Origin of the sequence: Phyllobacterium sp. 1468, assembly GCF_031455525.1 — a bacterium.
GTDB lineage: Bacteria > Pseudomonadota > Alphaproteobacteria > Rhizobiales > Rhizobiaceae > Phyllobacterium.
Window position 1 is genome coordinate 264,935 of record NZ_JAVDSX010000005.1, and the last position, 20,240, is coordinate 285,174.

Below are 20,240 nucleotides of genomic sequence, written 5' to 3' on the forward strand. Positions count from 1 at the left end.
ATGACCTAGTTCCCCAGCCGCTGCAAAAGGTCAGGCACATGCACCTGATCGGATTTGTAATTTCCGGTCAGCATATACATGACAATGTTGATACCGGCGCGGTATGCGTAAACGCGTTGCATCGGATCATTGGGGATAGTCGGGTAGAGTGGAGAGCCTTCCGCATTCGTCGCCCAGGCGCCGGCAAAATCATTGCCGGTTATCATGATGGGCGTGACACCATCTCCCGCCCTCACTGGCCGGTCGGAGCGGGTCTCGGTCGAGAGTGATGCCTGCACCCACAAAGGACTACCGCGATAACGGCCAGGAAAGTCCTGCAGAATGTAGAAGGATTTGGTCAAGACGTGATCGCTCGGGACGGGCTCGAGCGGCGGTATGTTGAGCCCGGCAAGAATGTCGCGCAACCTTTGATTGGCCGGGGTTGTCGAGTTGTCGAAACTGATTGCAGCCGCGTCCTGATCGCGGGTGTCGAACAGCACCGTTCCGCCCTGCTGCATATAAGCATCGATCTTGGCGATCGCCTCTGGCGACGGCATTTTTGCGGCAGGGTCAACAGGCCAATAGATCAAGGGATAGAAGGCGAGTTCATCAGTCGCAGGATTGACTCCGATGGGTTCACCAGGTTCCAAGGCCGTGCTGTCGGAGAGAGCTTTGGACAGGCCAAGCAGGCCCGCCTTGCTGACATCGTCGACAGCACCATCACCAGTTATGACGTAGGCGAGATGTGTGGCATTGACGGCTTCGAGAATCGCCTGATCGCCGGGCTTGCTGTCATTCTGCTGGGCAGACGCGGGGGTAGGGCCAAGGGCAAGGAGCGCCGGTAACAGGAGGATGGCCAGCGATGCCGCCGCGGCCGTGCGATAACGGCGCCGCAGATGGCCGCCGAGCCAAAGTACGGCAATGGCATCCAGTGCCAATAAAAGTGCCGCAAGTGCCAGGAGCGGCCCTCGCAATGGCAAGGATTCATCCACGGCATAGCGTGCTGTCGTTACCGGAAATGCGAGGTTCGGTCGAATCAGCGGCTTGATATCGGCATCCGGCTTGAAAAGGTTGAGTGCCGTCATGGCGTCCTCAACGCCGTAGAAGCCGGGAGGATTGTCGAAACTCACCTGTGGGCCAGCACCATTTCCGACAAGGAGCGGTCTGGTGTCGCCGTTGGGCGGGACAAGCGAACCCTCGGCATTTAGTGTCAGATACGGTGGAAGGACACGCGAGCCACTTGCGCCATTATCGTTTGCCAATGGTCCGGCTGCGTTGGACAACGAGACGAGACGATGCAGCATATCGACAAAACTGCCGCTGATCGGCAGGTTCGACCATGTGGCTTCAGGTGTTACGTGGAACAGTACCAGCTGGCCGCGCTCGCGTGTCTCGCCGGTTACGAGCGGCGTACCGTCTGCCAGATTGGCCCAGCTCTTGTCGTACAGGTCGGAAGACGGCTCTGCGAGAACCTGCCGCGTCACGGTCACATCTTGCGGCGTTGGCAAGCCGGCGAAGGGCCCGTTCTCGGGAAAGGCCGCAACAGGTTGCGATTCCTTCCACGATAAGGTGCCGCCAAGGGACCGCTCGCCTTTACGCAAGGTAACGGGCAGCAAAGGATCCTGATCACTGTTGCCTGCAAGACGCGGTCCAGCAAAACGGATCAGCGTACCGCCCTTATTGACCCAATCTGAAAGTGTTTGCTCAGTCTCCGGCGGCAGTTTGCCGATATCCGCCATGATGAAAACCGAGGGCTTCTGTTCAAGGAGTTCGGGCACGGCGCGCACGAGTTCCGGGTTGCGAGGGCGCAACAGATCGGCAAACGGCTCGAGCGCCCGGGATATGTAGTAGAGCGGCGAGAGCAGCGGTTGTGAAAGGTCTGCATCAGAACCGGAAAGTAACGCAACGCGCCTTCGCTTGTTATTGTCGTCGATGAGGTAGGTGGCCCCGGCCTGTGCAGCGCCGTCGACCCGCAATGTGTGGAAGTCGTTGCGCAATTCGTAAGGCGCGTTGATGACAGCTTCGCCGCTGCTCTCGCCTGCGGCAAAGACCAAACCGGCTTCAGCGATACGCCGGCCTTTTTCGTCGAATGCGCCTATTGTGATTCCGTTTTGGCCGCGATCATTGCTCGGCCGTACCGCACGAACGGTCAGACCATTCGCGTTGTTGACGGCCTGACGCAGAGCGACCAGAGACGTTATCGTTGGTTGGTACCAGATAATGGATGCGATACCTGAACCTTCGAGCGACTTGACTGCTTCCGCAGCCCCTGGCGTGTCTACGCCATCGTTGAGATAGGCAAGCCTCATGCCGGAAACGTTCGCTATCGCCGTTTTCAACCGGGCAAACGCGGCCGGCCGGTCGACCGGGATTGGGCGCACGGACATAGCCCGGAGCCGTTCTAGTGCGGCGTTGGCGTCGAACGGTCCGATATCGGTATTGGCTTTTTCGGCCGTACCTAGAATGTAGATCAGCGCTCCGGAGTTCTCTGCATCGGAAATCAACCGTTCGGCGGTATCCTTGCGCGAGCCCCATTCCTCGTTGGACGACCAGCCATTGTCGAGGACTATTGCGACCGGGTCCTTGCCCGTCAGTGTTTCAGCTCGGGGATTCCATACAGGTTCCGCCAGCGCAAGAATAACGAAAGCCGCGAGCAATAGTCGCAAGAGCGTTAACCACCAAGGGCTTTTGTTGGGCGTCTCTTCCTTTTTGAGGAGTTGAGCAAGGATTTTCAGCGGGGGGAATATTTCAGTGACAGGACGGGGAGGTGTCACCCGCAAAAGCCACCAGATGATTGGAAGAACGATGAGTCCGGCAAGGACGGCAGGGGCACCAAAGGCCAGGGGGAGTGCATTCATGCGCGGTTCCCCTCGTAACCAATATTGGCGGTCATGTTCATGTGAACCGACACGAGCGCGTCGGAGGCCAAGCGATCGGTACGATTGCTGGTGTAGCTCCAGCCAATCCGCCGGCAGAAATCGCTAAGAACCTCGCGGCGCGCGTAGAACAATCTGCGGTAGTCTTCGGCGTAGTCCTCTGCGCGCCCGAACGTTAGTGACGCGCCAGTTTCGGGATCAATGAATTCGGTGCGCCGCTTGTAAGGGAAATCTTCTTCGGCTGGATCATAGACCTCTATCAGGTGCGCACGAGCGCCAGCTTGAACGAGTTGTTGAAGAAGGGCCAGCGTATCTTCCACGGGCTCCAGGAAATCACTGACAAGAACTACATCGGAAAAGCGCCGCACTCTGCTCAGATCAGGCTTGGCAGGCAGGTTCGTCGTGTGGGCGAGTAGGGTTGCGAGGCGTTCCGCACCGTTTCGGGCCGATATAGGATCCGCCACGCCGGGGAAGCCGATGCGTTCACCACTGCGTGATAAAAGTTCGTCCAGTGCCAGAACGAGTACCAGGGCGCGCGATTCTTTCGACACTTGGGCTTGCTCGGACTTGTAGAGCATGGAAGGCGAAGGATCGGCCCACAACCAAACCGTATGAGCTGCTTCCCATTCCTGATCGCGGATATAAGTACGATCATCGCGGGCCGAGCGGCGCCAGTCGATTCGGGAAATAGCCTCGCCCTGAGCGTAAGGCCGAAATTGCCAGAAAGTTTCGCCAACGCCGCTTTTCCGCCGGCCATGCCAGCCGGTGTTGACGGTATTGAGAATACGACGCGCTTCGACGAGCAGGTCTGGTAGCAGAGCGGCGCGCTGGCGGGCACGCGCAAGCGCATCCCCTGTGTCAGCCCGTGTTACCTGCGCGCCAATTGCTGCCATTAGAAAGCAACTTTTGTAAGGTTGCCAATGACATCGCGCACATTCATACCATCGGCGCGCGCAGCAAATGTCAGCGCCATCCGGTGCTGCAATACCGGTTCCGCGAGAGCCTTTACGTCGTCTACCGACGGAGCGAGCCGGCCATCATAGAGCGCGCGTGCCCGAGCGCAGAGCATCAGGGCCTGGCTGGCGCGAGGACCAGGGCCCCATGAGATGAATTTTTTTGCAATGTCGTTGTCTGCGCCCGGACGAGCAGAACGGACGAGCTTGAGAATTGCATCGACCACACCTTCCGGTACCGGCATCCGACGGATGAGGTGCTGCATGTCGCGCAAGCGCTCCGCATCGATGATCTTCTCCGCTCTGACATCTGAAATACCGGTGGTCTCTAGTAGCACCCTGCGTTCTGCTTCAAGTTCCGGGTAGAGAATATCGATCTGCATCAGAAACCGATCGAGCTGTGCCTCTGGCAGCGGATAGGTCCCTTCCTGTTCAAGTGGGTTCTGCGTTGCCAATACATGAAACGGTTGTGGCAAATCATGCCGCTCGCCTGCAATGGTAACGTGGTACTCCTGCATGGCCTGCAAGAGCGCCGACTGTGTCCGAGGCGAGGCGCGATTTATTTCGTCCGCCATGAGCAATTGAGCAAAAATAGGGCCTCTGACATAGCGAAAATAACGTTTGCCGTTGTCATCCTGCTCCATGACTTCAGAGCCCAGGATATCCGAAGGCATAAGGTCCGGCGTGAATTGAATGCGGCGGTCGTCAAGACCGAGAACAGTTCCCAATGTTTCCACCAGCTTTGTCTTTGCGAGGCCCGGGACGCCGACAAGGAGCGCATGTCCGCCTGCCAGCAGCGCCACCAACGTTCGCTCGATGACACTCTCCTGCCCAAAGATGACGGTGCCGATGCCAGTCTTTATCCTTGAGATGTCTGCTAGCGCTTTCTCAGCCTCGGCAATCATAGCCTTGGGATCGGACGGTACCTCAGGTTTAATCATGGTCATGGGTCACCTCAACCGCTGGTATCTGCAAAGAGTCTCTCTTAAATGACTCTAACGTAAAACGACTCTAAGTCACTATGACATGCTGACAAGCGGTCCAACGTTGACTATTTCGTGACGCATATGGAAAAAAGGCGGACCATGGCAGGATCAGAAGACACTCCAGGGGATACAGCAGGGCTCGAAGCGCTGATCTCGCGTGCCGCTGCGCCGGGCAGGGGCCTGCCACCCGTCGATAAATGGAATCCCGATTTTTGCGGTGATCTCGATATGGAGATCAAGGCCGATGGTACCTGGTTCTATATGGGCACTCCGATTGGTCGGCAGCCGCTTGTCCGGCTTTTCTCCACGGTCCTGCGCAAGGACGCCGATGGGCGGACCTATCTCGTGACGCCAGTTGAAAAGGTAGGAATCCGTGTCGAGGATGCACCTTTTCTGGCCGTTGAACTCGATGTGACAGGCGAAGGGGATGCGCGCGTCATGACACTGCGCACAAATGTTGGCGACATCGTCGAGGTAGGCGCCGGCCATCCGTTGCGGTTTGTGATCGATCAAGTCAACGGTGGACTAAAGCCTTATCTCTTGGTGCGAGGCCGTCTTGAGGCGCTCCTGGCGCGGCCGGTGATGTATGAGCTGGTCAACTATGGGGAGGAAATCATTATCAACGGAAAGCCTATGTTCGCGGTACGATCAAAGGGCAGTGTGTTCCCAATCATGCCGTCAAGTGAGCTGGAAAAGCTAAGCCAATGAGTCTAATCAACTCGCTGCACGAGGGTTTTTCCGCCCGGGCGTTCTCACAACGTGTGGCGCTCAAGGGCAATGAACCCTTGGACCGGGATCATGGCGATCATTTGCTCAATCCTGAGCTCGATGCGCTGATCGCGGCAAATCCCCTGCGCGACGCTGCCGTCCTTGTGCCAATTGTGGATCGCGGCGATGAGGCCAGCGTGCTCCTCACCCTGCGCAACGCCAATATGCGCAAGCATTCGGGGCAGGTCGCCTTTCCGGGTGGTGCGATTGACCCTGAAGACGATTACGAGCCGGAGAAAGCGGCGCTCCGTGAGGCGCATGAGGAAATCGGGCTCGAAGGTCGTCATGTGGAGGTCATCGGGCGGCTGCCTCGCTACCTGACCACGACCGGCTATTCGATCACGCCGGTACTGGGGCTGGTGCATCCGCCGTTTGAAATCACTCCGAATCCTGCTGAAGTGGCCGACGTGTTCGAGGTGCCCTTGTCGTTCTTGATGGATCCAGCCAATCATCGACGCGAAAGCCGGATATGGCAGGAAAAAGAGCGGTTCTACTACACGATGCCGTTTGGTGACCGCTTCATCTGGGGCGTAACTGCAGGCATCATCCGCACACTTTATGAAAGGCTCTATTCTTGAGTGCGACTGTTTCCATTGCCGACGATGCCTCGTGGCTTAAAGATGAGTCCTTGCAAAGGCTGCTCGCCGTACTTGCCGGCGATGGTGAGGCTGCACGCGTTGTCGGCGGTGCGGTAAGGAATACGCTTCTGGGTCAAGAGGTCAGCGATATTGATATCGCAACGACGTGCTTGCCGGAATTGACTTTGCAGCGGGCAATTGGGGCCGGGTTCAAGGCTGTTCCGACCGGCATAGACCATGGCACGATCACGGTCATGGCGCATGGCAGACCGTTCGAAGTGACGACTTTGCGCGCTGATATCGAGACAGATGGACGGCATGCTGAAGTTGCCTATGGCCGCGATTGGCAGGTGGATGCCAACCGGCGCGACTTCACCATGAATGCCTTATATGTCGAGGCGGATGGGACCATCATCGATCTCGTTGGCGGGCTCGCGGATGTTGAAACCCGTACGCTGCGCTTCATCGGCGATCCGGAGCAGCGTATCCGCGAGGACTATCTGCGTATATTACGGTTTTTCAGATTTTTCGCCTGGTACGGCAAAGGCAGACCTGAAAGCGAAGGGCTGAAGGCCTGCGCGCGTCTGAAAGATGGACTGACGCGGCTCTCGGCCGAACGTATCTGGTCAGAGCTCAAGAAATTGCTGAGTGCGCCGGATCCTTCGCGCGCATTGTTATGGATGCGGCAGGCAGGCGTCCTGACGGCAGTTTTGCCCGAAAGTGAAAAATGGGGCATTGACGCGATCCACTCTTTGGTAAAGACCGAGCAGGACCTCCATTGGAAGGTCGATCCGCTTTTACGCCTGGCAAGCATGATACCCCCGCAAATCGGCCGCATCACCGAAATGGCGTCGCGGCTGAAACTCTCCAACAGTGAGCGAACACGGCTGGAGGCCTGGGCTGGAACTGCGATGCCGCAACAGGACATTTCCGAGAGCAAATTTGCAAAGCAACTTTACCGCGGCGATCAGCAGGGCATGCGCGACAGGCTCAGTCTGGCGCTGGTTTCAGCACGTGCCGAGGCGATCAATGATAACGCTGCGATGATGAGGTCCGGGCACCTATCCAAACTACTTAAATATCTCGATAGTTACGAGCGGCCGACGTTTCCCGTGTCCGGCAGCGATCTACTCGCTGCGGGTCTGGAAAAAGGGCCGGAAATCGGCAGGGTCCAGCGCGCGCTAGAGGACGACTGGATCAAATCGGGCTTTACCCTCGAGCGCGATACACTCCTTGCCAAAATTCCTGAATATGCAGGAAAAGTCTGATCAGGCCGCCTGGCCTTTCGACGGCTGGATATTCGCCTTGATGGTTTCGAGCATTGATTCCCGAATGACCGTTTCACCGTGGGTTTCACGCAGATGCTCGGCAGCGCGGCGAATGATTTCAGCCTCGGTGTCGTGACGTGTATGCCACTGGCAACCGGGAACTATGCAATGAAGTTCTTTCATGCCTTCTCTCCCTGTTGTAGGACGCAAGAATAGGTGCTCTGTCCCATAAGAGCGCGGCCGATTTTGCCGCACCAGCGGTAGCATAACGCATCAAGCGGCTGATTGATCCCTTAAATATCCATCTCACGGCCATTTGACCGTAGGGGGCATCGAAGAGAGAATTGAATCGACGTTCCCGCCGGTCTTCAAGCCGAAGATCGTGCCTCGATCATAGAGCAGATTGAATTCGACATAGCGGCCACGGCGTACAAGTTGTTCCTGACGATCGGCATCCGTCCAGTCATGATTGAAATTCTGCCGCACGAGATAGGGGTAGACTACGGAAAAGGCGCGGCCTACGTCGCGCGTGAAATTGAAATCGGCCGCATACCCACCATTTTCTTCGGAGGAGTGTAGCCAGTCGTAGAAAATACCACCAGTTCCACGCGGCTCCTTGCGGTGAGGAAGATAAAAGTACTCGTCACACCATGTCTTGAATTTCTCATGATCGGCGACAGCTGAATGCTTGTCGCAAACAAATTTCATCGCTTTGTGGAACGCCAGCGTATCCGGATCGTCCTGTGTTCGCTTGCGATCAAGAACCGGCGTGAGATCGGCGCCACCGCCGAACCATTGCCTCGTCGTTACAACCATGCGCGTGTTCATATGTACAGCGGGGACAAACGGACTTTGAGGGTGTGCGATCAACGAGATACCCGATGCCCAAAAACGGGGATCTTCATCCGCGCCGGGTATCTGCTTGCGAAACTCTTGCGAAAATTCGCCATGAACCGTGGATGTGTGGACACCGACTTTTTCGAAAACGCGGCCGTGCATGACCGACATAACGCCACCGCCGCCCTTGCCATCATCGCGTTGCCATGGGGTCTGCTTGAAGCGCCCCGGCGTGCGGTCCGAGAGCGGTCCGTCCAGTTCGTCTTCCAACTGCTCGAAACTCGCGCAAATCTTGTCGCGCAATTCCACAAACCAAGCGGTAGCCTCAGCTTTCTTTTCATCGAGCGCTTCGGGAAGTACGGCGGGGATATCTGGACGGTCCATGGCAAAGAATCCTTTTTCGCCTGGACATTATCACATCAACTTGAAGCCAAAAGGAAGTTGCTGCAGTTCATTCACCCTATCCATAAAAAAATGACTCGTTTTCCGGCTTTGCTGCACCTACTCTTATGGTTGTAGGGTTCAGTGAGGGATACGAGATGGTCTCCAAAGCGCCCCGATCGCAATATCCAAAACCGCCGCTTGACGGTTTGCGGAAGAGACTTAAGGAAAGCCGCGCAGCTCCCAGCCAGCAACGCGGTGCGTTTGTTCGCGAAAGCTTCAAACTGCCGCGTCTTGCAGCGCGCGAAAAGGCACGCGAATGGTTCGAACAATATCCGAAAGCAGCTTATTGGACCGAAATCGAAAGCTGGTACGAGCGTCCTGGCGATATCATAGAGTTCACCATGCGCCGCTTGCCGAACGCGGACTGAAAATACGGAAATCCTCGATTCAACAATAAAATTGATGTTCTTTTTCAAATATTTGATTGTTTTGGCCGAAAACGTCCGCAGTTTTTGAGAATTCTTCAAATTTTCTTGCATTTATGCAGAATTTCGAGTGATCGCAGCTGACAGCCATTTCCAAAGACAGTAGAACTCTGCCAGCACCGGAGAGCCTTCCGGACGCATAAGAAAATCCAAGGAGGAAATAATGCGCTTATCGTTGATCTCTGGCGTGGCGTTGGCCGCTGTTATGGTGATGACGTCGTTTGCCAAAGCCGACATCGTCGTCGGTATTATCGCACCTGTGACCGGGCCTGTCGCGGCTTACGGTTTGCAGGTAAAGAATGGCGTCGAAAGCGCTGCCGAAGCCATCAACGCGGCGGGCGGCATCAAGGGCGAAAAGATCGTAACGAAGATCTTCGACGATGCGGGCGAACCCAAGCAGGGTGTGTCGGTTGCCAACCAGGTCGTTGGTGAGGGCATCAAGTTCGTCGTAGGTCCGGTGACGTCCGGCGTCGCCATGCCTGTATCTGATGTCCTGGCCGAAAACGGTATCGTCATGGTGACGCCTACGGCCACCACACCAGATCTCACGACACGCGGTCTCGAAACTGTGTTTCGCACCTGCGGCCGGGATGACCAGCAGGCTGACGTCGCGGGCAAGTACATGCTGGACAACTTCAAGGACAAGCGCATCGCTATCGTCTATGACAAAACGCCGTACGGTACCGGTATTGCCAACGGTCTGAAGGCTGTACTTAACAAAGGCGGCGTTACCGAAGTCGTCTTTGAAGGTATCAATGCCGGCGAAAAGGACTACAGCGCGCTCATCACACGCATCAAGTCTGAAAAAGCCGACGTAATCTACTTCGGCGGTTATCATGCCGAGGGAGGTCTTATCGCCCGCCAGTTGAACGACCAGGGGATCAAGGCCCAGATCATCGGTCCCGATGGCTTGTCGAACACAGAATATTGGGCAATCGGCGGTGATGCAGCCGCGGGTACATTGTTCACCAACAGCGCCGATCCAACCAAGAATCCTGCTGCGGCAAAGGTTGTGGAAGCCCTTCAGGCCAAAAACATTCCGGCTGAAGCCTTCACCCTCAACGCCTATGCCGCGTTGCAAGTGATCGCCGGTGCTATCGAAAAGGCTGGCTCTGCTGAACCATCCGAGGTAGCCGCAAAGATCAAGTCGGGTGACGCGTTTCCGACGGTGGCAGGTGATCTCAGCTATTCCAGCACCGGAGATCTGAACACGCCTGCATTCGTCTTCTACAAATGGGAAGGTGGCAAGGCCACCCAGATCGACTGACCGGACGGTTGACAGCCAGTTCGCCGGCCGAGTTGGCCGGCGAACTATCAGCGGAGCAATGAAAATTGTCGTTGCGCTTCGGCGGTTGCGATGGCTGCGGAGAGCGCCAGATTGAGCGAGCGGGCGCCGGGCACCATTGGAATGATGAGTCTGGCGTCGGCCGCCTGATGGACCTCATCGGGCACACCGGCAGATTCGCGGCCAAACATCAAAATATCACCGGGCGTAAACTTGAAACCAGTATATGGCTCGGCCGCCTTGGTCGAGAAAAGCAGAACCCGGCGTTTTTCACAAATCCGCCATTCCTGAAACTGCGCCCAATCGGGATGACGTGTCAGGACGGCTTGTTCGAGGTAGTCCATGCCGGCGCGTTTCAGCGCACGATCGGAAATATCGAATCCGGCAGGCTCGATGATATCAACGGCGACGCCAAAACATGCGGCCATACGCAGAATAGTCCCGGCATTGCCGGGTATATCTGGCTGGTAGAGTGCAATGCGTAAGTCGGTATATGCTTCGGTCAACGAGATGCCCTTCCATGAGTCGGCGCGGAATGACGATGATGAGGTTTAACAATGTTTCGCTGGTTTGAAGAGAGGCTCGAACCATTTCCTACGGCGGAACCCGCCGAGCCACCGAAATCGCTCGTCGCGTTTTGCCTGCATTATACCCAAGGCGCTTGGCCATGGATTGCCGTTATGGCTGTGTGCACCGCGCTGATCGCGGTCCTGGAAGTATCCATGTTTGCCTTCATGGGCAATATCGTCGACTGGCTGTCCAATCATTCGCGCGAAACCTTCCTTACCGATGAAGGGTGGAAGCTGGCGCTGATTGCCGGTGTCGTGTTGATCGTCATGCCGGGCATCGTTCTCGTGGATTCGCTCATTATCCATCAGACCTTGCTTGGCAATTATCCCATGCGCATCCGCTGGATGGTGCATCGCTATCTCATTCGCCAATCGATGACCTTCTTCCAGGATGAGTTTGCCGGGCGGGTTTCCACCAAGCTTATGCAGACCTCGCTTGCGGTGCGCGAAACGGTTATGAAGCTTCTTGACGTGCTAAACTACGTCATCGTCTATTTCACCGGGACATTGATCATCGCGGCAGCAGCGGATTTGCGGCTCATGCTGCCTTTCGTTGTCTGGCTCGTTATTTATATCGGGCTGCTTCGCTATTTCATTCCGAAAATCCGCGTCATTTCCGAGCGACAGGCTGATGCACGCTCGACGATGACCGGACGGATCGTCGACAGCTACACGAACATCGCCACGGTAAAGCTGTTCTCGCATTCGAAACGCGAGGAGAGTTACGCGCGTGAAGGATTGGAAAACTTCTTAACCACTGTCCACGGGCAGATGCGGCTGGTAACCAGTTTTCACTTCTCGCTCTATGCCATGAATTGCCTGCTGCTTTTCTCGGTTGGCGCAATCGCCATCTGGCTGTGGCTAGGATCCGCTATCTCCGTCGGTGCTGTAGCGGTTGGGATTGGCCTTGTGCTCCGCCTTAACGGCATGTCGCAGTGGATCATGTGGGAGATGTCAGCCCTATTCGAAAATATCGGTACCGTCGAAGACGGCATCACGTCCATTTCCTTGCCGCGACTTGTGCCCGATGTCCCTAATGCGCCGGAGCTCGAGGTCACTGCAGGGGCGATCAGCTTCGATTCGATCGGCTTCCACTACGGAAAAGGCGCGGGCATTATAGATCGTCTGTCTCTGGATATACGTCCAGGCGAAAAGATCGGCTTAGTTGGCCGATCCGGAGCCGGCAAATCGACCCTCGTCAATCTGCTGTTGCGATTTTACGACCTCGAAAGCGGCCGGATCATTATCGATGGTCAAGATATATCCAAGGTCTCGCAAGATTCGCTACGTGCACAAATCGGGATGGTGACGCAGGACACGTCACTCTTGCATCGTTCGGTCCGGGATAATGTGCTTTACGGTCGTCCCGATGCGTCGGAAGAGATGATGCTGCAGGCCGTGAGAAATGCCCAGGCCGACAGCTTCATTGAAGACCTATCGGACCCTAAGGGCAGACGCGGTTTCGACGCCCATGTTGGCGAGCGCGGGGTCAAGCTTTCTGGCGGGCAGCGCCAGCGTATCGCCATTGCACGTGTGATGCTCAAAGATGCTCCTATCCTCATCATGGATGAAGCGACTTCGGCGCTCGATTCGGAGGTGGAAGCAGCGATACAGGACAACCTCTATCGGCTGATGCAGGGGAAGACGGTTATCGCAATCGCGCACCGGCTGTCGACCATTGCGGCGCTCGACCGGCTTATCGTCTTGGACAAGGGACAAATTGTCGAAAGCGGCAGTCATGAAGAGCTGATTGCGGCCGACGGTATCTACGCCGGCTTGTGGGCACGTCAGTCTGGCGGTTTCCTTGGTCTCGACGATCAGGAAGCTGCGGAATAATACGATCGAAGACAAAATCGGCCCAAGGCGATCTCATCGTAGCCGCCAGCATTTATCCCGGGCTCGGACAAGGCAATCGGGAGTTTTGCAGGGTAGGAACAGGATCAAGGTCTATCCCTGCGACATCCTGCCCTTGTGACGCTGTCTCACTGGACAAGCTCAAGCGACATGCTTAGAAACCACGCCATATGTTGGGGATTCCTCATGGCTCAGCTCTTGGGCCAGTCTTCTATTGTGCTGACAATGTGGACTCTCCCGCTGCGTTGTTATTCGGAAAGGAACAGGCCCCGTGAGCGCACACGATACGACCGAGCCGACACGGCGTGACTTCCTCTATATTGCGACAGGTATGGCCGGTGTGGTCGGTGCAGGCGCCTTTGCTTGGCCCTTTATTGATCAGATGAGACCGGACGCATCCACGCTGGCAGTCTCGTCCATTGAAGTTGATGTTTCGGCTGTTCAGCCAGGCATGTCTCTGACGGTCAAATGGCGTGGCAAACCGGTCTTCATTCGCAACCGGACGCCGAAAGAAATCGAAGACGCCAAGAACGTTCAAATGGGTCAGCTCAAGGATCCGATTGCGCGCAATGCCAATTTGCCGAGCGACGCCCAGGCGACCGACGCGGATCGTGCAGCAGCCAAGGACAAGGAAAACTGGCTGGTGATGATCGGCGTTTGCACTCACCTTGGTTGCATTCCGCTTGGCCAGCAAGGCGAATTCGGTGGCTGGTTCTGCCCTTGTCATGGTTCGCAATACGACACTGCCGGACGCATTCGTTCAGGTCCAGCGCCGGAAAATCTACCTATCCCGCCACTTACTTTCACTTCCGACACCGTCATCAAGATCGGCTAAGGTTCCACGGGGAGATACGACATGAGCGGTGGACATTCATCCTATACGCCGAGCACTGGCATCGAAAAATGGATCGACGCGCGACTACCGTTGCCGCGTCTGGTCTATGATTCTTTCGTCGCCTATCCGGTGCCACGCAATCTGAATTACGCCTATGCGTTCGGCGGAATCCTGGCGATCATGCTGGTTTCGCAGATCTTGACCGGTGTTGTTCTGGCAATGCACTACGCTGCCGACACTGGCCTCGCCTTCAACTCCGTTGAAAAGATCATGCGCGACGTCAATTCCGGCTGGCTCCTGCGCTATCTGCACTCGAACGGCGCATCGATGTTCTTCCTCGCCGTTTACGTGCATATATTCCGCGGGCTTTACTATGGGTCCTACAAAGCGCCGCGCGAACTTCTGTGGATTCTCGGCGTAATCATTCTTCTCTTGATGATGGCGACCGCCTTCATGGGATACGTGTTGCCATGGGGACAGATGTCCTTCTGGGGTGCTACCGTTATTACGGGCTTCTTTACGGCGTTCCCCATCATCGGCGACCCGATCCAGCAGCTTCTGCTCGGTGGTTTTGCCGTCGATAATCCCACGCTCAATCGCTTCTTCTCGCTGCACTATCTATTGCCGTTCATGATTGCAGGCGTTGTTATCCTGCACGTTTGGGCATTGCATGTTGCCGGACAAACGAATCCGACCGGCATCGAAGTCAAATCGAAGACCGATACAGTTCCCTTCACCCCCTATGCGACGGTCAAGGATGCATTCGGACTGGTGTTGTTCCTCATCCTCTTCGCCTATTTCGTCTTCTATCTGCCGAATTTCATGGGCCACCCGGACAATTATATTCAGGCCGACTCGTTGAAGACGCCAGCCCACATCGTTCCGGAATGGTACTTCCTGCCATTCTACGCGATGCTGCGGGCCATCACCTTCAACATTGGACCGATCAATTCCAAGCTCGGTGGCGTTCTGACGATGTTTGGTTCGATCGCCATCCTGTTCATCGTGCCCTGGCTTGACACATCGAAGGTCCGTTCGGCTGTCTACCGTCCTTGGTACAAGCTCTTCTTTTGGCTCTTCATTGCAAACGCAATCATGCTTGGCTGGCTCGGATCGCGCCCGGCTGAAGGGCTGTACACGCTGTTTTCGCAATTCGGAACGGCCTATTACTTCGGCTTCTTCATCGTCATCATGCCCTTGCTTGGTTTGATAGAGACGCCGCGCCGGTTGCCGAATTCGATCACCGAAGCTGTGCTTGCGAAAACCAGGAGTGGCGGCCAGCTGGCTGGTGTCGCTGCCGCTCCGGAAACCAGGGCTTGAGAATCGTGAAGGGCTCAAACATGAAAAAAATCCTCCTCGGTCTCGCAGCAGCCGGTCTTGGCACCATGCTTGCATTCGGCACCGCCAATGGCGCCGAAGAAGCACATAATCCGGCTGAGCCAACGCACTTCCCGATCAAGGAGCCGGCCGAGATGAACTGGTCCTTTGCGGGTCCGTTCGGTCGCTATGATAAGCAGCAGTTGCAGCGCGGTCTGAAAATCTACAAGGAAGTGTGCTCAGCTTGCCATTCCATGCATCTGGTCGCATTCCGCTCGCTGGAAGAACTGGGCTATACGGAAGCACAGGTAAAGGCGTTCGCCGCGGAATATGAAGTGCAGGATGGCCCTAATGCTGAAGGTGAGATGTTCACCCGCAAGGCATTGCCGTCCGATTTCTTCCCGTCGCCGTTTCCAAATGCGCAGGCTGCCGCCGCAGCCAACAATGGTGCTGCACCACCCGATTTCTCGCTGATTGCCAAGGCGCGTGCGGTGGAACGCGGTTTCCCGCGCTTCATATTCGATATCGCCACACAGTATCAGGAAGGGGGCCCGGATTATATCCATGCGCTGCTGACCGGGTTTGGCGAAACGCCGCCGGAGGGTATGCAAATCCCAGAAGGTACGCACTACAACCCATTCTTCATTTCTGCAAAGTCGCTTGCAATGGCGCCGCCTCTGCAGGACGGCCAGGTGACTTACGATGACGGTTCGCCGCAGACTCTGTCTCAGTACTCGCAGGATATTGCCGCGTTCCTGATGTGGGCTGCAGAACCGCATCTTGAAGAGCGCAAGAAGACCGGTTTCCGCGTTATGGTCTTTCTCGTTCTCTTCGCCGGCCTGATCTATGTGGCGAAACGCAGGATTTGGGCCGACGTCGAACATTGAGCGACGAAGATTACGGATTTTGAAAGGGCGCGCTGCGCCCTTTTCTTTTGAGTGCGGGGCAGTAAATTGTCTACGCTGCGGACAGCACGAGGAATACACGATGGATTCAACACTGAAGCAGACGCTGGTCGAGGCCATCCGCAACATTCCTGACTATCCGAAGCCAGGGGTGATGTTCCGGGATATCACCACATTGCTTGGCAATGCGCGTGCCTTCCGGCGAGCGGTGGATGAACTCGTCCATCCCTACGCGGGTGGCAAAGTTGACCAGGTGGCTGGCATCGAGGCACGAGGCTTCATTATCGGCGGTGCTATAGCGCACCAGCTTTCTTCCGGCTTTGTCCCGATTCGTAAGAAGGGTAAGCTGCCGCATGACACCGTGCGTATCGCTTACAGCCTCGAATATGGCGTCGACGAGATGGAAATGCATCGCGACGCGATTGTGCCGGGTGATAAGGTCATACTCGTTGACGATCTGATCGCCACCGGAGGCACCGCTGAAGCCGCTGTGAAGCTATTGCATCAAATGGGCGCTGATATCGTCAGCGCCTGTTTCATTATCGATTTGCCGGATCTCGGCGGGCGCAAGAAGCTCGAAACGCTTGGTGTGAACGTTCGAACGCTCGTCGAGTTCGAAGGTCACTGAGCGAGTGAAATTGGACCTGTGAGACGGACTATACTGCATAACGGACAATCAGATTGTAAGCAAATTCAGTGATCAAGCTAAATTGGCATCGCGATTTGGCAGGGCGATCAGCGCTGCACCCTCAAATTCCATCACGCGCTCATCGTTCTGGTTGTAGCCCGCGCAGAACATTTGCAGCATCGACCAGCCGGGGCGGGATTTGAGCGGGCGAATGCTGGTGATCGTTCGCGTAAAGCGGATCGTATCGCCGGCATAGACTGGTTTGAGCCATTTGAGATTTTTGAAACCCGGCGAGGGGCCAAATTGCGGCGGCTGCTCGCCCCGTGCGATTGCCGATTTGACCTCGTTCACGATGTCCTTGACGTTCAATCGCATCCAAACCGCGGTGGTGTGCCAACCAGAAGCGCAGAGCGCGCCAAAATTGCTTTTCTTGGCAGCTTCCCGATCAACGTGGAAACGCTGGGGATCATATTTGGTCGCGAATGCAATGATTTCGTCCGCCTCGAACGTGTAAGTCCCCAGGTCGCGTTCGATGCCTGCCCACTGTTCTATCCTGTTCATCTGGCCGGCTCCCTTAGAGAGAACATTGCGGTGTGTTCCAGCTCGCAAACAACAAGACCATCCTGGTTGAAGACCGAATGGTGTAGCTTGACGAAGCCTAATGAGGGCTTCGAATTCGATACGCGCCGGTCGAGAATGGTAGTCTTTCCAGTCAGTGTGTCGCCAGCTAGAACCGGCTGCGTCCACTTCACATAGTCAATTCCTGGAGCGCCTTGCGATGTGGAATCGAGAAGATATGCGTCGCAAAGCATACGCATGAACATCGAGACGGTATGCCAGCTAGATGCAGCCAGGCCCCCAAGAATGCTCGCCTTGCCTGCTGCCTCATCGAGGTGAAAGGGCTGCGGGTCGAACTGGCTGGCGAATTCGATGATTTCCTCGGCCGTTACGATTTTTGATCGGAGGGGCCATTCGCTGCCAATCGTAAAATCCTCATAGGCGTACCGGGGAGAATATTCGCTCATGTTCTACCTGAAGTTTACGTATTGAACCTGAACAGCATGATGTCGCCGTCCTGCACGATATATTCCTTACCCTCATCGCGCGCCTTGCCGGCTTCCTTTGCCGGGACTTCGCCCCCAAGGGATACGAAATCATTGTAGGCGATCGTCTGGGCACGAATGAAGCCCCGCTCGAAATCCGTATGGATGACACCAGCCGCCTGAGGTGCTTTCGAGCCGCGGTGAACCGTCCATGCACGGGCTTCCTTCGGCCCGACGGTGAAATAGGTGATGAGGTGAAGAAGTTTGTATCCGGCCTGTATGAGACGGTCGAGGCCAGGCTCGTCAAGGTTCATGGCGTCCAGATATTCCTTCGCTTCCTCCTCCGGCAATTGCGCCACTTCGGCTTCTATTGCAGCAGAAATGGTAACCGTTTCAGCGCCTTGGCCCGTCGCCATCTCCTCGACGGCTTCGGTGTACTCATTGCCTGTGGCTGCATCTTCTTCGCCGACATTGCAGACATAGAGTACCGGCTTTGATGTCAGGAGATTCAGTCCTTGGAGAATCGCCAGATCTTCTGAGGCAATACCGTTCAACATAAAACGAACCGGCTGGCCTTCCTGCAAAAGTGCCAGCGCCTGCTCCATTACCGGCAGAACGGTCAGTGCCTCCTTGTCCTTGCTGCTTGCTCGCTTGCGGAACTGGACGATCCGGCGCTCAAGGCTTTCGAGGTCCGAAAGCATCAGCTCTGTCTCAACCGTCTCGGCATCGGACACAGGGTCGATCCGTCCCTCAACGTGGGTGATATCGTCGTCCTCGAAACAGCGCAGGACATGGACGATTGCGTCGACTTCGCGAATATTGGCCAGGAACTGGTTACCGAGACCTTCGCCCTTCGACGCACCACGCACGAGGCCAGCAATGTCAACGAAGCTGATGCGAGTGGGCACGATATTTGCCGATTTACCGATTTTGGCGATTGCCTGCAGGCGCGGATCGGGTACTGCAACTTCGCCGGTGTTGGGCTCGATCGTGCAGAACGGATAGTTCGCAGCCTGGGCAGCTGCTGTCTTGGTCAGCGCGTTGAAAAGCGTCGACTTGCCGACATTTGGCAGACCAACGATGCCGCATTTGAAACCCATAATTCGCTATCCTTATTCTTTCTTGCCGAAGAGCTTGCTCAGCATATCCGCCATGGGGCCAGATTTTGGAACGTTCACAGCAGGCTTTTGCTGGCGAGCCTGCCGGATATGACTTTGACCGGCGGATTTTGCAACCGGCTTTTCCCCGGTTTCCCGTTCAATTTTGTTGCCTCCGCCGAGAGCCAGAGAAACGCGGTTCATAAAACCGGCGTCGTCCTTTTTGACGAGTAGCCCTGCATTCGTTGCAATCGCGTCGAGCAATGGTTCGACCCATTCACTGTCCGCTTTGGCAAAGTTGCCGAGTACATGGTTGCTGACCATTTCTTTAATGCCGGGATGACCAATACCGAGACGCACGCGGCGATAATCCTTGCCACAATGTGCGTCGATGGACTTGATACCATTGTGCCCCCCTGAGCCGCCACCGGTCTTCACACGTACCTTGCCGGCGGACAGATCAAGCTCGTCATAGATAACGACGAGATCGCTTAAAGCCAGTTTGTAGAAACGCATCGCTTCGCCAACGGCTTGGCCGGACAGGTTCATGAATGTCTGGGGTTTGATCAGGATAGTCTTTTCGCCTTCGATGATGCCATCGGCGATCAGCGCCTGAAACTTCTTGGTCCAAGGAGAAAAACTATGGCGGCGGTGTATTTCGTCCGCCGCCATAAAACCAATGTTGTGCCGATTGGCAGCATATTGGGAGCCCGGATTGCCAAGACCTGCAATGAGCAGCACGTGCCTAGCTCCCAATAATAAACAAGACGATTACTCGCCTTCGTTTTCTGCCGTTTCAGTGGTTTCGGCTGCAGCGGCTTCGGTCGTCTCTTCGTCAGCGGCGAGAACAGCCGGAGCCGCAATCGTCGCGATGGTGAAGTCGCGATCATGAATAACCGACGTCACGCCCTTAGGCAGTGTAACAGCGGAAATATGGATCGAGTCGCCGATCTGAGTGCCAGTGAGATCGATTTCAATCGCGTCTGGAATAGCGTTGGCCGGGGCATGAAGTTCAATATCGTGACGAACGATGTTGAGTACGCCACCGCGCTTGATGCCAGGCGAAGCTTCCTCGTGAAGGAAGTGGATCGGCACATGCACGTTCACCATGGATTTGGCCGATACGCGCAAGAAGTCGACGTGTACTGGCTTGTCACTGACAGGATCAAGTTGGAAGTCCTTGGGGAGGACTTGAATTGACTTGCCGTCCAGAAGGATGTTGGCAATTGTCGTCTTGAAACCGCCGCCGTGAATCTTGTAGTACAGCGTCTTGTAGTCGAGGGTAATAGAGACTGGCGCCTGCTTGTCACCATAGATGACAGCTGGCACTTTACCGTTGCGGCGAATTTCCCGGGAGGACCCCTTACCAACCCGTTCGCGCGCCTCGGCCTTGAGCTCGTATGCTTCGCTCATGGCAATTCCTTTCGAGGTTCAAATCTGGAGTGTTTTTTTAAGGCCAGTGGATGGCTGTTCAAAAAACATGAAGCGGTCGCACGCTCACCCGCAACCGGATGAAATGACCGCTCCATTCCGCGTTGCCTCCAAGGGTGTCTACGCGGATGGCGGCTCTATAACGGAAAGGCGACAGATGTG

The 20,240-nt window shown here is 55.9% G+C and carries 21 protein-coding genes; 10 read left to right on the plus strand and 11 right to left on the minus strand.

Annotated features, from left to right (window positions below):
• Positions 1 to 5: 5 nt before the first annotated feature.
• The 3 genes from J2X72_RS15890 to J2X72_RS15900 are packed head-to-tail and all read right to left on the minus strand — an operon-like array spanning position 6 to position 4,755.
• Positions 6 to 2,837 carry a DUF4159 domain-containing protein gene (locus J2X72_RS15890; RefSeq protein WP_310073382.1) on the minus strand — a complete coding sequence of 944 codons (2,832 nt, stop codon included), beginning with the start codon at positions 2,835 to 2,837 and terminating at the stop codon, positions 6 to 8.
• Positions 2,834 to 3,748 carry a DUF58 domain-containing protein gene (locus J2X72_RS15895; RefSeq protein WP_210003127.1) on the minus strand — a complete coding sequence of 305 codons (915 nt, stop codon included), beginning with the start codon at positions 3,746 to 3,748 and terminating at the stop codon, positions 2,834 to 2,836. Before J2X72_RS15895 ends, J2X72_RS15890 begins: the two co-directional genes overlap by 4 nt.
• Entirely contained in the window at positions 3,748 to 4,755 is a 1,008-nt protein-coding gene (locus tag J2X72_RS15900) for a MoxR family ATPase (protein WP_310073384.1), read from the minus strand. Before J2X72_RS15900 ends, J2X72_RS15895 begins: the two co-directional genes overlap by 1 nt.
• A gap of 120 nt (positions 4,756 to 4,875) precedes the next feature.
• Between J2X72_RS15900 and J2X72_RS15905 the strand changes: the two genes are divergently transcribed.
• From J2X72_RS15905 to J2X72_RS15915, 3 genes are read left to right on the plus strand one after another with little or no spacing between them, the layout of a single operon-like run.
• A complete protein-coding gene (locus J2X72_RS15905; RefSeq protein ID WP_210003125.1) occupies positions 4,876 to 5,502 on the plus strand; it encodes a DUF1285 domain-containing protein in 627 nt (208 codons plus the stop codon).
• A complete protein-coding gene (locus J2X72_RS15910) occupies positions 5,499 to 6,140 on the plus strand; it encodes a CoA pyrophosphatase (protein WP_310073387.1) in 642 nt (213 codons plus the stop codon). Before J2X72_RS15905 ends, J2X72_RS15910 begins: the two co-directional genes overlap by 4 nt.
• On the plus strand, positions 6,137 to 7,408 hold the full coding sequence (locus tag J2X72_RS15915) for a CCA tRNA nucleotidyltransferase (protein ID WP_310073389.1): 1,272 nt from the start codon (positions 6,137 to 6,139) through the stop codon (positions 7,406 to 7,408). Before J2X72_RS15910 ends, J2X72_RS15915 begins: the two co-directional genes overlap by 4 nt.
• Here the strand turns inward: J2X72_RS15915 and J2X72_RS15920 are convergent, their stop codons facing one another.
• Both J2X72_RS15920 and hemF read right to left on the minus strand, forming a co-directional pair.
• A complete protein-coding gene (locus J2X72_RS15920) occupies positions 7,409 to 7,591 on the minus strand; it encodes a DUF1059 domain-containing protein (protein WP_112530660.1) in 183 nt (60 codons plus the stop codon).
• 123 nt (positions 7,592 to 7,714) lie between these two features.
• The gene (gene hemF / locus J2X72_RS15925; RefSeq protein WP_210003121.1) at positions 7,715 to 8,629 is read right to left on the minus strand and encodes an oxygen-dependent coproporphyrinogen oxidase; all 915 of its coding nucleotides are present in this window, start codon (positions 8,627 to 8,629) and stop codon (positions 7,715 to 7,717) included.
• A gap of 155 nt (positions 8,630 to 8,784) precedes the next feature.
• On the opposite strand from hemF, the gene J2X72_RS15930 reads away from it, so the two are divergent.
• Together J2X72_RS15930 and J2X72_RS15935 are read left to right on the plus strand one after the other, a co-directional pair.
• Positions 8,785 to 9,057, plus strand: coding sequence for a hypothetical protein (locus J2X72_RS15930; protein ID WP_210003120.1), 273 nt, complete (start codon positions 8,785 to 8,787; stop codon positions 9,055 to 9,057).
• A 220-nt stretch (positions 9,058 to 9,277) separates the two neighbouring features.
• Positions 9,278 to 10,381 carry an ABC transporter substrate-binding protein gene (locus tag J2X72_RS15935; protein WP_310073393.1) on the plus strand — a complete coding sequence of 368 codons (1,104 nt, stop codon included), beginning with the start codon at positions 9,278 to 9,280 and terminating at the stop codon, positions 10,379 to 10,381.
• 47 nt (positions 10,382 to 10,428) lie between these two features.
• Here the strand turns inward: J2X72_RS15935 and J2X72_RS15940 are convergent, their stop codons facing one another.
• Positions 10,429 to 10,905 carry a tRNA (cytidine(34)-2'-O)-methyltransferase gene (locus tag J2X72_RS15940; RefSeq protein ID WP_310073395.1) on the minus strand — a complete coding sequence of 159 codons (477 nt, stop codon included), beginning with the start codon at positions 10,903 to 10,905 and terminating at the stop codon, positions 10,429 to 10,431.
• Between the two features lie 51 nt (positions 10,906 to 10,956).
• On the opposite strand from J2X72_RS15940, the gene J2X72_RS15945 reads away from it, so the two are divergent.
• The 5 genes from J2X72_RS15945 to J2X72_RS15965 all read left to right on the plus strand — a co-directional run bounded on the left by J2X72_RS15945 (position 10,957) and on the right by J2X72_RS15965 (position 16,507).
• Positions 10,957 to 12,804: an ABC transporter ATP-binding protein gene (locus tag J2X72_RS15945; RefSeq protein WP_210003117.1), complete on the plus strand. Its 1,848-nt coding sequence runs from the start codon at positions 10,957 to 10,959 to the stop codon at positions 12,802 to 12,804.
• A gap of 289 nt (positions 12,805 to 13,093) precedes the next feature.
• On the plus strand, positions 13,094 to 13,657 hold the full coding sequence (gene petA, locus J2X72_RS15950; protein WP_210003116.1) for a ubiquinol-cytochrome c reductase iron-sulfur subunit: 564 nt from the start codon (positions 13,094 to 13,096) through the stop codon (positions 13,655 to 13,657).
• Positions 13,658 to 13,678: 21 nt separating this feature from the next.
• A complete protein-coding gene (locus J2X72_RS15955) occupies positions 13,679 to 14,977 on the plus strand; it encodes a cytochrome b N-terminal domain-containing protein (protein WP_210003115.1) in 1,299 nt (432 codons plus the stop codon).
• Positions 14,978 to 14,997: 20 nt separating this feature from the next.
• Positions 14,998 to 15,861 carry a cytochrome c1 gene (locus J2X72_RS15960; protein ID WP_210003114.1) on the plus strand — a complete coding sequence of 288 codons (864 nt, stop codon included), beginning with the start codon at positions 14,998 to 15,000 and terminating at the stop codon, positions 15,859 to 15,861.
• Positions 15,862 to 15,961: 100 nt separating this feature from the next.
• Positions 15,962 to 16,507 (plus strand): adenine phosphoribosyltransferase, encoded by a 546-nt coding sequence (locus tag J2X72_RS15965; RefSeq protein WP_310073398.1) that lies wholly within the window; start codon positions 15,962 to 15,964, stop codon positions 16,505 to 16,507.
• A gap of 72 nt (positions 16,508 to 16,579) precedes the next feature.
• On the opposite strand, the gene J2X72_RS15970 is transcribed toward J2X72_RS15965, so the two are convergent.
• The 5 genes from J2X72_RS15970 to J2X72_RS15990 are packed head-to-tail and all read right to left on the minus strand — an operon-like array spanning position 16,580 to position 20,060.
• The gene (locus J2X72_RS15970) at positions 16,580 to 17,068 is read right to left on the minus strand and encodes a MaoC family dehydratase (protein WP_310073400.1); all 489 of its coding nucleotides are present in this window, start codon (positions 17,066 to 17,068) and stop codon (positions 16,580 to 16,582) included.
• The gene (locus J2X72_RS15975) at positions 17,065 to 17,532 is read right to left on the minus strand and encodes a MaoC family dehydratase (RefSeq protein WP_310073402.1); all 468 of its coding nucleotides are present in this window, start codon (positions 17,530 to 17,532) and stop codon (positions 17,065 to 17,067) included. Before J2X72_RS15975 ends, J2X72_RS15970 begins: the two co-directional genes overlap by 4 nt.
• 14 nt (positions 17,533 to 17,546) lie before the next feature.
• Positions 17,547 to 18,650: a redox-regulated ATPase YchF gene (gene ychF / locus J2X72_RS15980; protein WP_210003110.1), complete on the minus strand. Its 1,104-nt coding sequence runs from the start codon at positions 18,648 to 18,650 to the stop codon at positions 17,547 to 17,549.
• A gap of 12 nt (positions 18,651 to 18,662) precedes the next feature.
• Positions 18,663 to 19,388 (minus strand): aminoacyl-tRNA hydrolase, encoded by a 726-nt coding sequence (gene pth / locus J2X72_RS15985; protein ID WP_310073404.1) that lies wholly within the window; start codon positions 19,386 to 19,388, stop codon positions 18,663 to 18,665.
• A 30-nt stretch (positions 19,389 to 19,418) separates the two neighbouring features.
• Complete coding sequence (locus tag J2X72_RS15990) at positions 19,419 to 20,060, minus strand: 50S ribosomal protein L25/general stress protein Ctc (protein WP_210003108.1); 642 nt, start codon at positions 20,058 to 20,060, stop codon at positions 19,419 to 19,421.
• Positions 20,061 to 20,240: the final 180 nt, after the last annotated feature.